Source organism: Microvirga sp. VF16 (assembly GCF_016864375.1).
Taxonomy (GTDB): domain Bacteria; phylum Pseudomonadota; class Alphaproteobacteria; order Rhizobiales; family Beijerinckiaceae; genus Microvirga.
The window spans coordinates 4,012,556-4,028,244 of record NZ_CP069354.1; the positions used below are offsets into that span (position 1 = coordinate 4,012,556).

Here is a 15,689-nt window from a genome sequence, read left to right on the forward strand (position 1 = left end):
TCATCAGGACAAGACTTGGTCTGCGCCGGTCACGTCACTCTGAGCTGTGATTGCCCTTGAGAGCTTGCAGGGCGGTGTCGAGGGCTTTGATCGCTGTCCGTCGGCGGGACAGTGCTCGGCGCTCGTAGCGGTCGATCCTGGCCAGCAGGCTGCTGAGAGTCCTGTATGTTTGGATTCCTCGCTCATCGGGCAAACTCCGTCCTGGGGGGCTCGTCCACTCCGCCGCCTGCTGATTCCAGGCTTTTACGCGCGCTTGCCGAATGCGCACGAGATCGAGTTCGGCCTCGGCGATCTGCCGGGCATAGATCCAGATCAGAGAGTTGGGGTCCTGATCCCCGACAAAGCTCCGGGCGAGGCTCGCGATGTGCCAGGCGATGGCGTTGTCGAGGGCCACCGGAGCGGCCAGGCCGTGTTTCAGGGCATTGCGGGCCGAGCGGGCCTTGCCCTCCTTTGACCGTGGACCACTGCTCTTTTGCGCGTTGGCGCGATTGGAGGCCCTCTGCTGTGGGGAGGTCATTGGGGCAGCTCCGGATCTGGAGCAGCGGGCCCCGCCAACGTTCTATCCTGAAGGGCGCTGGCGGTCCTCTGGAGCCGGGCGGCGAAGTCATCCTTGAGGCGATTGACGTCGCGCAGGAGCAGCACCATCCGGCCCTCGGCCGAGGCAATCAGGCTCTCGAGCTTCATCACATCGGGGAGCGACATCACCATGGATTGAGTGGTGACATCATCAGGCTTGATACCGAAATTCGTCAGGGTTTGGCACGCCGCCGACCGCTCGGCCTCATTGCCGAACTGCAGATTGTGGGCAACGCGCCGCACCTGACCCTCTTGTTCATACGCTTGGAGCGTGTCAGGGCGACCAACAACAAGGGGCGTCAAAAGCGTCTCGACCGCATCGATCCGGGCAAGGTTGATGATGTTGGTCTTCAGGCGACGGTACCGGTGGATCTCCCAGGCCAGGTCGGTGAGGTGCTTCACGTGCAGCCACTGCAAGGTCGTGATTGGCATGATCTCTTCGAGGATTGCCGAGAAGAGAGCATCATAGTCCGCCGCCGACTCACCCCAAACCAGGGCGCGCTGCTGGAGGATCGACACAACGCCGGCCGGTGGCCGGTTGCCATCAAAGGCGTGGTTCTGCTCGGCGGGTTGCTTGGGTGTGGGTTTGTTCTTACTCATAGCCCTGATTATGCAGGCTGTGCGGTAAACGCGGCCTATATGCCGGGGGTGCGACCCGGTGGCCTGGGGCATCCGTGCTGATCCTGCACAAGATGGACCAACGAGCCTCGCGCTTCGGGACCAGGAGAACCCTAAGCTGGTTGTCTTGCTTCCTTTGGCCATCGAACGGGGCGACGATCGGTGCCGGAGGCGGGATGCTTGGGATGGCGCAAGCGAACACCAATCCCCGTTCTTCACGCTCATGATCGTCGGAATGCCAGCGTCTTCCAGAGTCTGGAACTGGATGTCAACCATGTCCTGCAGCCCTGATCATGCACAGTTTGCGGCCCCTGTTGGTATCGGGCCATTCCCCTCCAAGCTCGGTGGACGAGGCAAGAATCCTCATCCCTGCAGCAGGAGGGCTTTTCCGACCTGCCGTGATCAATCTCACCTACCGAGGAAGTCTGCCCACCAGAGAGAAGCTGTGAAGAAGCGTCTGGGTGAATCGTGGCCTCGACAGGCCTGCAGTTCCCGTCGACCCCAAGCGCGTCAGAAATCGCAATCCTCATCGCCTCATGTGAGGTGTTGCGCGGTGAATGCGAGCGGCTGTTCCAGGATCGTCGATCTTCTCGACGGAGAACGTCACGGATGACGCGACCATCGCTATTCGCGATCGCAGACCAGCTCCTGAAGGACAATGGCATGGCGTTCGTCGAGGTTGAGGATGTGGGGACAACGCCCCGTGGGAAGCTGCCCCCTACCGGCGGCTGAGGATGTGGGAGAGGACACGCGGCCGGTGTGTGGTGCGCACCAGCAGATCGATGGCGTGCGCGACCGCTGGATTGCCGAGCATATTCGGGCCCTGGAACTCGGAGGCGCTGACAATCTTGACAGCAGGGGACCGGCCCATGAGGCCCGCGCTTTGATAAAGAGCAGCGATAATCATCGCGGGGCGACCCGGGTCAAGCGGCAGAAGATCCGGCATATCAGCGCCCAACGGTCAACGAGGCCGCTGCCATGTGGCAAGCGTAGTCCATGGAAGCGGAAGATCTCCGGCCAGATCATTGCTAAACAACCTAAATATAATGAGCAATCAGTCATATCAGCGACCAGCATGAGACATGCCCTGTTCGCTTGTTTGGAAACTGGCCAGCCCCATGAGGTGGTCACGGATGAATGTTAATGGATGATTGACATTCTTCTTCTGATCCTCATCGCCCAATGCACTGGCTCGCTCCTCTTCCATGGCTTTTCAGGGCAGCTTGTGCGGGCGACTGGAGCTGTCCTGGCAGTCCTCGGTCTGCGTTTGCGTCACTTACGGCTAGTTTCGATGCTCCCGCCGGAAGGTTTGGCCAATGCGCCTGCGGGCGCGGCCGAGCGGGCAATCTTGATCCGGATAGCAGGGGTGCGGGCACAGGGATGAATGGAGAGCGCCACGTCGTCCTGCGGCGAAAAGATGGCCGCCGCATGCCAGCGAAGCGCCAAGCGTAGTCCTCAATCGCCCAACGCACCCGACCCCAACAACATTCCGCAACCGAACACCTAAGCATTGCCGTTGGGCGGCAAGTCTTGTAGCCCGGCGTCATCCAATGGTTCCTACAGGGACCGAAGGCACTCGATCGTCTCGGCGGCCTCGATGAAGAGTACCTGAACTTAGTTGGGAGGTACATCTCCCTCGTATTCTAAGGCGGACTTGAGTCAGCCCACAATATCAAGTCCGGACATGCACCTTCCCTATTAGGTTCACTTGGATTAGCGCGAGACGATAAGGAGTTCCGCCGGCAGAAGCCAGCGGACAGAAATCGATGAAACCCTCTCGTCACCCCTTCCTGCCACACCCTCGGCAGCCCATATCAGCGGCATACAAGAAGCAGGATAGGACCGGGGTGCGTGGTGATAAACCGTCTGACAGTGACTGTGGTGGCCGTAGCGGGGTGGGCTCTGTATGGTTTCTCAGTCCTGGGTCCCCAATCGTCCCAGGCGGATGCTCAAGCTGAGATTGCACGCTTGTCCCAGGTAGCTGAGACGGCCAGTGCGAATCGTGATGCACTTGCTGTGGAACTGGAGCGTCTCAAAGAGGGGGATCGGGATCTGCAGCACGTGCAAAAGCAGATCGCCGCCGCTACCCAAGAGCTAAAGCACCTGGAGTATCTTCGGGCTCGAGTCAGTGGCGAAATTGACCTGATACGTCCCCAACCCACCGACGGTCCGGCTCAAGCAGCAGCTCCAAATGAGACAGGATCGTCACAGGTGAGCCCCGCCCGACCTGCGGAAGCCAGCATCCCCCTTTCAAAGGAGGAAGTCAGCAAGGCACAGCAGGCGCTCACGGTGCTGGGATATGGGCCCGTGAAACCAGATGGCGTATCGGGCCCAGGCACCCGGCGATCAATTGAGGCTTTCCAGCAAGCCCAAGGGCTGCCAGTAACCGGGCGCCTCGACGCTGACACTATTCGTGTGCTTCGCGCTTCTCACACGGCAGCACAGCCCTCACTACGCTAGATTGACTGGCAATCACGTGCACCTTGGGGTCGATGCATGCGGCGATCGGTGGCTTGGCCCAAGCGTCAAAAGATTCACTACATCGGAGCTTATGCCCCTAAGTGGCGGCTGCCATGTGGAAAAAGCAGCGCGTGGAAGCGAAAGGTATCCGGTCAGATCGTACCCAGGAGCATGAACTGGCGAGAACAATCCGTCACCATTCAGATAGGATTTCAGAAGCCTGGATACACGACTATCGGTCAGCAGCCTTAACTCGTATGACGGACGCGAGTTTTTCCTCCATAGCCCGACTAAGTGACCTCGCATAGGTCGCCGTCATATGATGGCTGTCGCGGTAAACGAGAACTCCACCGATCAGCACGGGACAACGATCAGCATCACAGAAATATTCAGAGAAGTCTAATATCTCCACATTCAGCATCTTTGCCACAACATAGAGATTGTTCTGCTTCAAGGCCCGCTTACGTGAAGGTATGCACTTGGCCATCCAATCCTCATTTCCCTCAAGGCATTTGCCGGGATCGAATGACAGCCGCGGAATGGATCGGACATGACGAATGTCCATCCCCATTTCGATCAAGCGTTTCCAAGTCGCGGCCAGTACTTCGGGCTTGATCTTTCTGTCAGCCGGAGAATGGGAAATGAGAACGACATCCGGGCGTTCCCTCGCGAGCCACTCGATCACGTTCTTCGACCATTCCGCACACTCCGTATAGGGGCGCTTGAGACCAGCGTCGTAAACCGGTTCCAACGAGAATATGCACGCCGATTTCGCTAGTCCACGAAAGTAAATCGGCTGTGCGCGTGCGAGTTCCTCAAAGGCAGGAAACCAGTGCGTGGCGTGGGAATTGCCGACCATGACGATCTTCGTACCACGCTTGGGATCCCCGTAGTCGCAGGTCAGAACCTCAGTTCCCTCAATCATCTGATGGCATTTGGCAGCATAGGCAGATGATACATCATCTTTGACCCTTTCGGGTTTAGGTATGACCTTTGAAGGATCTTCCCTTCGCCAATTGTATTGCGGATCTTTCATTGCCGGTCCCCCCCGCGGGAGCTCCGCAATGGCACCCGGCACTGGTTCGCTCCCGTCCCGCGCGAGATAAATCGCGCCGGCGATGACGGTGAGTGCAATCCCACCCGCACCGGCAGCAAGGGTGCGACCGATGGAAAAGCGTGCGCCTCGGAAAGGATCCTCGACGAAGATCTTGCTCAGATGAGCCAGGCCCACTGATGCCAGGAAGAGGACGAGACCGGACCGAGGACCGATAGCCCGGCCTGTCACCTCGCCATAGAGCACGATGAGCGGCCAATGCCAGAGGTAGAGCGAGTAGGAGATGTCGCCGCAATACTGGAAGGGACGCGAATTCAGCAGCCGACCAGTCGACCAGGAGGATTGGGCGCCACTGGAAACGATCACCGCCGCCGCGCCAAGGGTTGGCAGCAGAGCCATGTATCCGGGAAAGCTCGTCTCATCGCTGTAGGCAAGACACGCGAGGACGATCGCTCCCAGACCGGCAAGCCCGAGAGTCCCACGCGTGGATGGGGGCAGGACGTGCCTTACCGGAAAGACAGCCAGGGCTCCCCCGAGGGCCAGTTCCCAGGCGCGGGTGGTGGTGGCGAAATAGGCCATGTCCGGGTTGAGCGGGGTCGCCCAGATCGAGTAGGCCAGCGATCCCAGCCCGATCAAGCCCACAAACCAGCCGAAGGCCGCGCGGGGGCTCAAGGCGGTCCGGCGTGCGAGCTGCAGGAGGGGCAGGAGGATCAAGGGCCAGACGATGTAGTACTGCTCCTCGACCGAGAGCGACCAGAAGTGGTTCATTGGCCCTTTGGCGTCGTCGGCCAGATAATCGACGGCCTGAGCGGCTAGGAACCAGTTCTGGACGTACAAGGCGCTGGCCACGAGGCTGTTGGCGATATCGGCCCACTGCCCCCGCGGGAAGAGCGGAACCGACACGGCCACCGCCAGAGAGACAAGGGCGGCAGCCGGCAGGAGGCGTCGGATCCGGCGGGCATAGAAGCCGGCGATGTTGATCCCGCCCGTGCCCTCAAACTCCTTGAACAGAGAGCCGGTGATCAGGTAGCCGGAGATGACGAAGAAGACATCCACCCCCACATAGCCACCCGGCAAGATCTTAGGCCAGAGGTGATAGATCAGTACCGCCAGCACCGCCACAGCGCGAAGCCCCTGGATCTCTGGAACAAGGTGATGGCGAGAGAGAAGCATGAAAAACTTTATAACCTGATAGCTCTTGGCTCATAGCCAAAGTCCTGATCAACATGCAAGCTTGGGCAATCGTAAGGCAGTGCTGACCAGACCGACTATGATTCCGACCGCCATCCCGAGCATGCGACTTTAGGTACCGGACTGGCCATCTTCCTAATCCATGCGTAACGGCAACTCCTCTGAGGCTTACCTGGGGCGAAGCTCTTCGACCCTTAGATATCATGTCACATGAGGTTGCGTTTGGGAGCACTCGCGGCTAACGCATTGTTCCGGCAAACGCATGCAAACGGACATGATACGGCGCATTCTCAAATCGGCATTCTTCCTCATCCCCCAGCCTGTTCGGCAGTGGATCAGGCCCATTCTGCCTCATGGGACAGTGAAAGTTATCGCTGAGCGCATCACTGTCGCCCCCGCTCCGCCGCCTCCGCCCCCGAAAGTCGAGAAGCCACTCAAAACCGAGACTGCGCCGCAGCCACCACGGGTTGAAACGGCGCGACAACTCTTCGACGCGGACTGGTATACTGCGCGCCACCCCGAGGTCCCGAAGGACCCTGAAGAGGCATACCGGACTTACCTTGAGAGCGGGATGAAGATGGGCCATCAGCCCGCTCAAGTCTTCGAGAACGTCCGCTATCTGGATCGCGCGAATATTCCTCAGGAACATCTCTATCGCGTCACAGCCTCCCCGGTTCTCTGCCGCGTGCCGCCCACGAGATTTCTGGCGCCATATCAGATCAAGACCCGGCTCCACAAGCATTACAATACGTTCGAGGAGTACTGCCACAGAGCCATGACTCTGCCCGATGCAATCGGCTCCGAGTTATGGGAAAGCGATCTCCGCGTTGTTGCTTATATGGACAACAACAAGAAAAAGTTGGCGCGTGATTATTCCACGCTCCCACAAGACACTCTCATCTCGATCATCATGCCTACGCGCAATCGTGCGGCTGTCATTGCTGATGCGATCGTCTCGGTCCTGATGCAGTCATACAAGAACTGGGAGTTGATCGTTGCCGACGATGCGAGCGACAATTCCGAGACGGAGGCCTTGATCAAACAGTTCGGCGATGATCGCATAAAGTATGTCCGTCTTGCCGAGCAGCTTGGGGTCGGCGGCGCTCGCAATACAGGAATTGAGCATTCATCTGGCCGCGTCATTGCTTATCTTGGTGATGAGGATCAATGGGATCCCGACTTCCTCCTGATTCTCTTGAATCAGATGCGGTCGCAGCGAGCGCGGATCGCATACTGCGCTCACGTCATGTGGGAGAAATTCGATCCCGACGCTCGGCTAGGCCGTACGTTCAAAGGAGTTCGGTTCGCGCCGTTTAACCGGCCCCTTCTGGAAAATACCAATTACATTGCGCCCGTCACACTCGTGCACGAGCGCGATCTTTTGGATGAGATTGGGCCGTTCGATGCCTCTTTAAAGCAGCATGGCGGGTGGGACCTCGTCCTCAGGATGACGGAAGTCGCACAGCCGATTGCTGTTCCCTGCCTGCTGGGCCACTCGTTCCAAGCCAAAGCAGAAGAAGACGAAAACATCGCCGCGGCCGATCAGGCAAAAGCGGATGAAACCCTCAGCACTGCTGGTCAGGCAAAGGCCGACGAAAACATCGCCGCCGGGAGCCAGACGGAACCGACCGATAACGCCAGCGCTGCGCGGGATGACGCTGACGCCCTCAAGGCTGTGCAGTTGAGACTCGTTGAACGGTCGGCGTGGACCCAGCCCTTTACAACCATGGACGAGAAAGAACATCTCGCCTTTTCAATCGGACAAAGATCACGGGATCTGCGTCAGACGAAGCTGTCTCGACTACCTGTCGAGCCGGTTCAAATCGTGATTCCAAACTACGAGTCAGCGAGCGAACTCGAGGTGTGCCTGCGGTCCATCGCGGAACATACGCCAACCCCTTATCATGTCGTGATTGTCGACAACGGATCCTCCGAGGAGACCTATGCGCAGTTGGAAAAACTGCCGACGCTGTTTGAGAATGTGCGTCTGATCAAGGAGGACAAGCATTCCGGGTTCAGCTTTGCCGTGAACCGCGGATTGGCGGAAGTCGTGGACCGGGACGAAAAAATCCTGATCCTCAACAATGATACGCTGGCCACGCCCGACTGGCTTGATGAGTTACGCTACGTTCTCTTCAAGCATGCCGACGCGGGCATGGCGGTTCCGCGGCAAACCCTCCCAGCCAATAGTAAAGCCTCCAAGGTACATATACCGGGAGCAGTAAGCGCCATCGAATGCGACATTAATCTTTCCGCTCACCACAACAACATCATCGACTTGGAATTCGACCGGGAGGATGGATTTGTCGAACTCACCTATGCTCCATTGTTCTGTGGTCTCGTACGGCCGGAAACAATGAGGGCTGCTGGCGGGCTCGATAGCGGCAACGGTCCGCATTACCGCTCCGACTGGATCCTGTGCGACTTTATCCGACGACACATGAACCAGCGGATTATCTATACACCCCACAGCAAGGTATATCACCTTCAGGGCGTCGCAACACAGAAGAGAAAATCTTCAGATGAAGGATTTCTTGCTAGCCTTCCAAGCAAAAGTCGGCCGTTAGAACCGAGAAACATTATCAGACAACAACAATTGAGCCAGGGATCGGATACCGCCAGCCTCAACCAGAACGTTCCGCAATCCCCTCATTCTGGCTAGTATAATACACCTCTCTCGGGCAACACGGCCTGACGGTACGTCAAGGGACTATTTTGCAAACAACATCATCATCTTCATCTTATACATACGCTTCCTATGAAGAGTTGATTCAATTACAATTCCAAGTTACCCAATCCAACTCGTTATCCTTACGACTACACCTTGGCTCTCATATGCGAATCTTTGCCGACGGAATGCAGCTTGGAGCAGCTCAGCAATGACAGAGTTACCTTCAGTGTCGATGCTTCCGGAGGCCTCGACGCTTCGCACGATTATTCATCTGGTTCATGATCTGTCGTATATCGGCGGGATCTCGAGCCGCGTGCGCAACACCGTGCTCGCCGCCCAGGGCCGAGCCATCCGGCACGTCTGCCTGACCCGGCGCGACCCGAACCATTCCGTGCCGGGGGCGCTGCGCGCCGCGGACGACGAGGCCGGCGTGCTTGCCTTCCTGAGTACGTGCCATCCCACCGACACGGTGGTCATCACCCCGAACAACATCATCCGCGGCTTCTCGCCCGCCGTCCGGGCGCACCTTGATCGCCTGCCCATCCTCCACATGGCCTCGGGCCAGCTTTCCTTCTTCCTGCAGGATTCCGAGGTTCTGGCGCATTCCAGCTACATCAACGGCTACAAGGTCTCGCGCATCCTGTGCCTGTCGGACATGGACATGCTGCTCCATCGCCAAATGGGCCTTCATGAGCTGACCAAGGTCCGGCTGCCGGTCGCCACCCGCTCCGATAACGGTTACAGCCCGGACAAGAACCGCTTCGTCACTTACGTCGGGCGCATCGATTTTCATGCCAAGGGCGCCGAGCGTCTGGTGCCGATCGCAAAGCTGATGAAGGCGCGCGGCCTGCTGCGGCTGCGCATCTTCACCACCGACGGCCCCAACTCCCCCGACCTGCCGGCCTTCCTGGCACAGCTTTCCGCGGCCGGGGTGAGCGACTGGGTCGAGATCACCTACAACGTCACCGACAAACCCAAGCTCTATGAGGAAGCCTCGGTTCTCCTGCTGCCGTCGAAGAAGGAGTCGCTCGGCAACGTCATCCTGGAGGCATTTTCATTCGGCGTGCCGGTGATTGCGCCGAGCTATGCGCCCGGCCCGGCCGAGGTGATCCGGCATGGCGTGGACGGCTTCCTGCTCGACGAGTACTCGGCCGAGGCCGTGGTCGATCGGCTCGAGAGCCTGTCCCCGGACACGCTTGTCCGGCTGTCGCAGGCGGCCTTCGCCCGCCACCAGGACTACTCGATGGAGCAGTACCTCACCTCGCTCGAAACCATCGCCGCCGATACCGCCCTCACCTTTTCAGGGAGAAATGAAATCAGACCCTACCCCGTCATCAAGTCGATAGAAATGCTGACAGCTCGGCTGGAACGGACTCAACTGCGGTTAAGTCTGATAAAAAGGACGCTGTCTTGGCGTATGACAGAGCCGCTCCGTCTCATTCGGGCGAAGCTCACATGGAAGTCTCAACCCTAGAAGAGTATCGCGATAGCGCGCACGAGATGATTGCCGCCACTTGTGAGAGCTGTTGGAGGCAGTCCTTGCACCAGGACATGAGCAAAATGCCGGTCAAGCTTCAGCGGGTGCGAATGGATATCCTATGAATAACGTCGTTTCTCCAAAGTGAACTTGAGATCAGGCATGCATCCCATTTTGACGGTTGGCGTCACGACTCACAATGAACGGGACAACATCGAGCGCCTCCTCGATCGGCTTGCCGTGCTGGACGAGAAGCGCTTTCAAATCGTTTTGTTCGACGATGCCAGCACCGACGGCACTGCATCCCTGATTGAACAGCATCCCATATCGAGGAAGAGCCACTTCGAGATTCACCTGGCAAAAGTCAATGTCGGTTCCCCATCCGCTGGTCGCCAGTTCATCGCCCACCAGGCACGAGCGCCTTATGTTATCTTTATCGATGGCGACGACCTCATCCGGCCGAAAGCTCTCATGGCAATGGCCAGCCGCCTGACGCCAGGTTTCGATATGATCGTCACGCCCTTCGAGATCGGGCGGAACAGAATGTTTCCAGAAGCGATTGATCCTGAGCGCCCGATTTCCAGTCACACGATTACACGTATCCTTTCCGGCATCGGAGGAAAAATCTATAACCGGGATGCGCTTCGTCTGCACCTGCAAGACAGCGTCAAAGGGCGCAGCGAGGACGTGCGTCTGAATATACGGCTTCTCTTAGGCGGCTTTGATCGCGTCCAGTTGGTCGACACAGCCCCCTTTTATCTGATCGCGTCCGCTCGCAAGTCCACGCTTTCAAAGAACATTCTTCTACCGGAAATCGCGACCAGGGTGGAGAATTATCACACTCTCAAGGAGCGGTACGGAATCGACGATACCTATCTCAAGAATTTGCATCGCAATCTGCTCGCGGTCGTGAGCGATGATCCGTCCCAGACGGACAGCGAAAAATTGGCGCTGCGTAAGGCATTGAATGACATCATGCCGTTCAAACTTCGCACGATTATTCATCTGGTTCATGATCTGTCGTATATCGGCGGGATCTCGAGCCGCGTGCGCAACACCGTGCTCGCCGCCCAGGGCCGAGCCATCCGGCACGTCTGCCTGACCCGGCGCGACCCGAACCATTCCGTGCCGGGGGCGCTGCGCGCCGCGGACGACGAGGCCGGCGTGCTTGCCTTCCTGAGTACGTGCCATCCCACCGACACGGTGGTCATCACCCCGAACAACATCATCCGCGGCTTCTCGCCCGCCGTCCGGGCGCACCTTGATCGCCTGCCCATCCTCCACATGGCCTCGGGCCAGCTTTCCTTCTTCCTGCAGGATTCCGAGGTTCTGGCGCATTCCAGCTACATCAACGGCTACAAGGTCTCGCGCATCCTGTGCCTGTCGGACATGGACATGCTGCTCCATCGCCAAATGGGCCTTCATGAGCTGACCAAGGTCCGGCTGCCGGTCGCCACCCGCTCCGATAACGGTTACAGCCCGGACAAGAACCGCTTCGTCACTTACGTCGGGCGCATCGATTTTCATGCCAAGGGCGCCGAGCGTCTGGTGCCGATCGCAAAGCTGATGAAGGCGCGCGGCCTGCTGCGGCTGCGCATCTTCACCACCGACGGCCCCAACTCCCCCGACCTGCCGGCCTTCCTGGCACAGCTTTCCGCGGCCGGGGTGAGCGACTGGGTCGAGATCACCTACAACGTCACCGACAAACCCAAGCTCTATGAGGAAGCCTCGGTTCTCCTGCTGCCGTCGAAGAAGGAGTCGCTCGGCAACGTCATCCTGGAGGCATTTTCATTCGGCGTGCCGGTGATTGCGCCGAGCTATGCGCCCGGCCCGGCCGAGGTGATCCGGCATGGCGTGGACGGCTTCCTGCTCGACGAGTACTCGGCCGAGGCCGTGGTCGATCGGCTCGAGAGCCTGTCCCCGGACACGCTTGTCCGGCTGTCGCAGGCGGCCTTCGCCCGCCACCAGGACTACTCGATGGAGCAGTACCTCACCTCGCTCGAAACCATCGCCGCCGAGGTGGCACACAGCTTCCCAGGCAAAAACGAGATCCGGCCGTTTCCGCGTCTTAAGGCCATCGAAGCCTTAACCCGACAGCCCGTCTCTGCCTTCTTCATGAGGCGCTATCGCATAGAGGAAAGGATGCTTGTTGGGCGCATTTTTCTAATCGAGAGAGTGCTCCCAAGAAAAGTGGCGAAAACTCTGCGCTGGCTGAAGCGAAAGCTGTTCTGAGGAGGCTCTCGAATAGACGGCTGGACCCGACTGCTCTGACTTCACCGGGATCCGATCCTGACGATGAAGGCTGATAAGCTGGGATGGTTGGACCCTGGTTTGCAAACCAGGGTTCCATCAGTTCCATCGACATCGAATTTGCACGGACGGTGCAGCCTGCAGTTCAGGTCATTGATGCCAGCGGGTGGGCCACCCTCCCAGACTGGGAAATGAATGAAGCTGCAGCGGGTCAAATCCAGTTCTGCGTTGGATCGGCATGGCCAGTCACCTCGGATCGCCCAAACGACATCATGTTCCCACCACGACGGCAGTCATAGCGCGTTACACCTTCACCCCTTTTGTACACTCTTAGCATCCACCGGCGCCTCGCTAGCCGAAGGGATCAAAGGGGTCAAAACGTCGCTTGGCTTCGGTCAAGCCTCCCAAGCACTTCAATCACCCCTCTAGTGGAACATTCCGGAGGCAGGCTCATATTGCGTCTATGGTTTGGGCAAGACCGAGCTTTAAATCGACGCTCGCCGAAAATCCGATCCCCAAAGATGCTTTGATGGGGTCTCCGACTGACTCCCGAATTTCGCCCTTACGGGGCAAGGCAAAGTCGGGCCTGGCATCAACGCCGAGACATTCAGCAATCTTGCCGGCGAGATCAACGATTGTTGTGGGCCTGCCTGTACAAACATTGTACACGTTTCCGTCGATGGAAGCGTGCTCCATACCAGCGATGAGGGCCCTTGCAATGTCACTAACATAAACAAAATCACGCGTCTGCGATCCATCACCGAAGATGGTTATGGGCTCACCCGTCTTCAGACGCTTACAGAAGATGGAGATCACTCCTGAATATGGAGAGTTTGGGTCCTGCCGGGGCCCATAGACGTTGAAGAAGCGCAAGCCGCAGGTAGGGACTCCGTGAACAATGCCGGCCACAAGTGCATGTTGTTCACAACCAAGCTTATCGGCACCATAGGCTGAGCGCGGCGCCTTGGTAGCATGCTCTTGGAGCGGAACGTTTGGATTGTTCCCATAAACGGCGGCAGACGAAGCATAGACAACTGGGATCGGTCGGCCACTCTTACCTTGCCTTGCTGCATTGAAGACCGCAATGGTTCCACTCAGGTTGGCGCGATGAGTGCCGAGCCAATCCTGGTTTCCGAGTTCCACTGAGGCAACCGCCGCTAAGTGAAAGCATCCATCGGCTCGGCGCATGGCGTCAGCAACGAGTGCAGCATCAGCAACGTCGCCTTCAATAATTTCCACTTCAGCCGGGCAGTTAGACCGTTTGCCGGTCGAGAAGTTGTCAAGGACCCGGACAGAATGTCCATCGGCTAGCAAAGTCTCCACGAGATGTGATCCAATGAACCCGCAACCACCTGTGACAAGATAGGAGGACATAAGAACCTTCAACAGTGCACTGTACGATTGATTTATAAACCACTAGCACGAATCAGAGCTATTCTGTCCAGAAAGTTGCCAATCCCAATGATAATTCATTAGCTTTCGGCGCATTGGCGACCATCGATTTCGTTGCGTCTGATATCGATGCATTGGCAGACATGTGCGACAAGAAGTCCTGCGCGAACGAAGCGCTTAATTTTGGCGAAGACATCATCAATGCAACTCCCTCCAACAATGCTCCTCACGCATGCCTCTGATCTGCGGCAACACATGATCAAATTGGCTGAGCAGCCAATTGCCCTTCACCTCCCTAGGAGTGTAATGGCAATCATCAGACCAGTCCCTGCTGTATTTGTCTGACAGTAGTTTTGTCTACGGCATCAACTCGACCTGTCGCCAAGTCTGAGAGTTCCTTCCAGCTTTGGAATTCGTCGCCAGATGCGATAAGCATCTTATTCTAAATACGTGAGTTTATTATGATCGGCACAAGCGACCGGAACAATTCCTTCGATTTCATCCGATTCGCGGCTGCCGTTTCCGTATTGGTCAGCCACCATTTTGCGCTTAGTGGCTTTATTGAGCCGTTTATCCCGGTGTTCCGAGACACCCTTGGCGGATCTGCCGTAGCCGTATTCTTCGTCGTGAGCGGCTATTTGATCTGCGAGAGCCTTCAACGCTCGAACCGATGGAGTACCTTTTTCGCCGCGAGATTTCTACGCATCATGCCCAATCTCGCGTTTGCATTGGTTTGCGCCTCAGCGGTGATGCTCTTATGGTTCTCAAATTATGCTAATTTGAGTCTCCACATCGACTACGTGATCCACAACCTGGGAATGTTCTTCCACGGAGCAAGATCACGCATTCCTGGCATACTTACGGGGCAGCCATCACAGAGCATCAATGGATCTATTTGGACACTACCCTACGAGTTCTGGCTTTATGTCTCGCTCTTTTGCATCTTCCTGCTGCCATCACGCTACCGGCTGGCAGCATTATTAATAGGTGTAATTGTAGCCAATGGCCTGTGCCTGTTCGCGTCCGAAGAAAGCAGAATCTTTTTCCTTCGTTCTTTCTTCGTCGGAAAGCTCGGGCTTTATTTTCTCAGTGGAGCTCTGGTTGCCGTATTATGGCCGCTGATTTCTGCCCGTCGTTTAATAGCACTATCCTGCTCATTGATAGGGATTTGCTTATCGCGTTCGCTTCTTCCTACGGACAACCTCGTTTACACGATATCACTTGCCGTTCTCGTCGTCCTTATCTGCACGACAAGCAAGTTTGCAGCCTTTGGCCGATACGGTGACGCCTCGTACGGAATCTATATCCTTGCATTCCCAATTCAGCAATTAGCTATTCTTTCTATGGGAGATTTTTGGCTTTCGATGGTAGTTTCCCTCATTATCACAGTAGCCTGCGGCTATATAACTTGGCATACATTCGAAAGAAAGTGCTTGGGATACAAGGCTCGACTTGCCGCTATTCTATCGGGAGGTGGATACTTCAGTAAATTTCCCTCAAAAGGCAGTAATACTCAGACTTCTGGCTGAGTGGTGGCTTGTGGGACTAAAGGAAACTATCGCTTATTAAAGCCAAGCCTGACAGTATAGTTCCTGCCCATCGACGGAGTCTAAAGACTCCTATTGTCTGGTCTGAATGAGAGGCTCGTATCTCACTTTATTCACATTAAGGATAATTTACCTAGGAAACAACACTTCTCAGTGATCATAGCGTCGACTACTTAGTCGAGTTTTGCCCTCTTCATCAGGCACAGTTTTTGTGGATGAATGAGGATCTAACCAAAACCGATCTCACGAGCCTAGTAGGAGCTTGCCGGACAGAACTTTCAAGTTCCTGGCAAAACACGGAAACAGTTGCCGCAAGCCATGAAATAGCGACTATCTTCGCTCGCACGGATGACAAGTTGGGTGCCAATGATGGCTTGATTTTCAGCTTCCTTGTTGCGAAACATCGATCATACCCTCCGTTACTAAAGGTTGTATATCGATACAACTCACAGA

At 56.9% G+C, this 15,689-nt stretch carries 13 protein-coding genes; 6 read left to right on the top strand and 7 right to left on the bottom strand.

Going from position 1 to position 15,689, the window contains the following annotated elements:
• Positions 1 to 34: 34 nt before the first annotated feature.
• Positions 35 to 517: a hypothetical protein gene (locus tag JO965_RS18755; protein WP_203440525.1), complete on the bottom strand. Its 483-nt coding sequence runs from the start codon at positions 515 to 517 to the stop codon at positions 35 to 37.
• Complete coding sequence (locus JO965_RS18760) at positions 514 to 1,176, bottom strand: hypothetical protein (RefSeq protein WP_203440526.1); 663 nt, start codon at positions 1,174 to 1,176, stop codon at positions 514 to 516. The genes JO965_RS18755 and JO965_RS18760 overlap by 4 nt, the downstream gene beginning before the upstream one ends.
• Positions 1,177 to 1,803: 627 nt before the next feature.
• Between JO965_RS18760 and JO965_RS48930 the strand changes: the two genes are divergently transcribed.
• Positions 1,804 to 1,926: a hypothetical protein gene (locus JO965_RS48930; RefSeq protein ID WP_256451893.1), complete on the top strand. Its 123-nt coding sequence runs from the start codon at positions 1,804 to 1,806 to the stop codon at positions 1,924 to 1,926.
• Here the strand turns inward: JO965_RS48930 and JO965_RS18765 are convergent.
• On the bottom strand, positions 1,913 to 2,140 hold the full coding sequence (locus JO965_RS18765; protein ID WP_203440527.1) for a hypothetical protein: 228 nt from the start codon (positions 2,138 to 2,140) through the stop codon (positions 1,913 to 1,915). The two genes, JO965_RS48930 and JO965_RS18765, sit on opposite strands and share 14 nt — an antisense overlap.
• 326 nt (positions 2,141 to 2,466) lie before the next feature.
• On the bottom strand, positions 2,467 to 2,640 hold the full coding sequence (locus tag JO965_RS18770) for a hypothetical protein (RefSeq protein WP_203440528.1): 174 nt from the start codon (positions 2,638 to 2,640) through the stop codon (positions 2,467 to 2,469).
• Between the two features lie 861 nt (positions 2,641 to 3,501).
• On the opposite strand from JO965_RS18770, the gene JO965_RS49405 reads away from it, so the two are divergent.
• The gene (locus JO965_RS49405) at positions 3,502 to 3,654 is read left to right on the top strand and encodes a peptidoglycan-binding domain-containing protein (protein WP_371826889.1); all 153 of its coding nucleotides are present in this window, start codon (positions 3,502 to 3,504) and stop codon (positions 3,652 to 3,654) included.
• Positions 3,655 to 3,886: 232 nt separating this feature from the next.
• Here the strand turns inward: JO965_RS49405 and JO965_RS18780 are convergent, their stop codons facing one another.
• Entirely contained in the window at positions 3,887 to 5,881 is a 1,995-nt protein-coding gene (locus JO965_RS18780; RefSeq protein ID WP_203440530.1) for an acyltransferase family protein, read from the bottom strand.
• Between the two features lie 589 nt (positions 5,882 to 6,470).
• Between JO965_RS18780 and JO965_RS18785 the strand changes: the two genes are divergently transcribed.
• From JO965_RS18785 to JO965_RS18795, 3 genes are all read left to right on the top strand, one after another.
• Positions 6,471 to 8,561 (top strand): glycosyltransferase, encoded by a 2,091-nt coding sequence (locus JO965_RS18785; protein ID WP_203440531.1) that lies wholly within the window; start codon positions 6,471 to 6,473, stop codon positions 8,559 to 8,561.
• A 322-nt stretch (positions 8,562 to 8,883) separates the two neighbouring features.
• Positions 8,884 to 10,044: a glycosyltransferase family 4 protein gene (locus JO965_RS18790; protein WP_203440532.1), complete on the top strand. Its 1,161-nt coding sequence runs from the start codon at positions 8,884 to 8,886 to the stop codon at positions 10,042 to 10,044.
• A gap of 165 nt (positions 10,045 to 10,209) precedes the next feature.
• Entirely contained in the window at positions 10,210 to 12,279 is a 2,070-nt protein-coding gene (locus tag JO965_RS18795) for a glycosyltransferase (protein WP_203440533.1), read from the top strand.
• 468 nt (positions 12,280 to 12,747) lie between these two features.
• On the opposite strand, the gene JO965_RS18800 is transcribed toward JO965_RS18795, so the two are convergent.
• On the bottom strand, positions 12,748 to 13,671 hold the full coding sequence (locus tag JO965_RS18800) for an NAD-dependent epimerase/dehydratase family protein (protein ID WP_203440534.1): 924 nt from the start codon (positions 13,669 to 13,671) through the stop codon (positions 12,748 to 12,750).
• 479 nt (positions 13,672 to 14,150) lie between these two features.
• Between JO965_RS18800 and JO965_RS18805 the strand changes: the two genes are divergently transcribed.
• The gene (locus JO965_RS18805) at positions 14,151 to 15,218 is read left to right on the top strand and encodes an acyltransferase (protein WP_203440535.1); all 1,068 of its coding nucleotides are present in this window, start codon (positions 14,151 to 14,153) and stop codon (positions 15,216 to 15,218) included.
• A gap of 296 nt (positions 15,219 to 15,514) precedes the next feature.
• Here JO965_RS18805 and JO965_RS48935 read toward each other — a convergent pair whose 3' ends face one another.
• On the bottom strand, positions 15,515 to 15,640 hold the full coding sequence (locus tag JO965_RS48935) for a hypothetical protein (protein ID WP_256451894.1): 126 nt from the start codon (positions 15,638 to 15,640) through the stop codon (positions 15,515 to 15,517).
• Positions 15,641 to 15,689 lie beyond the last annotated feature (49 nt).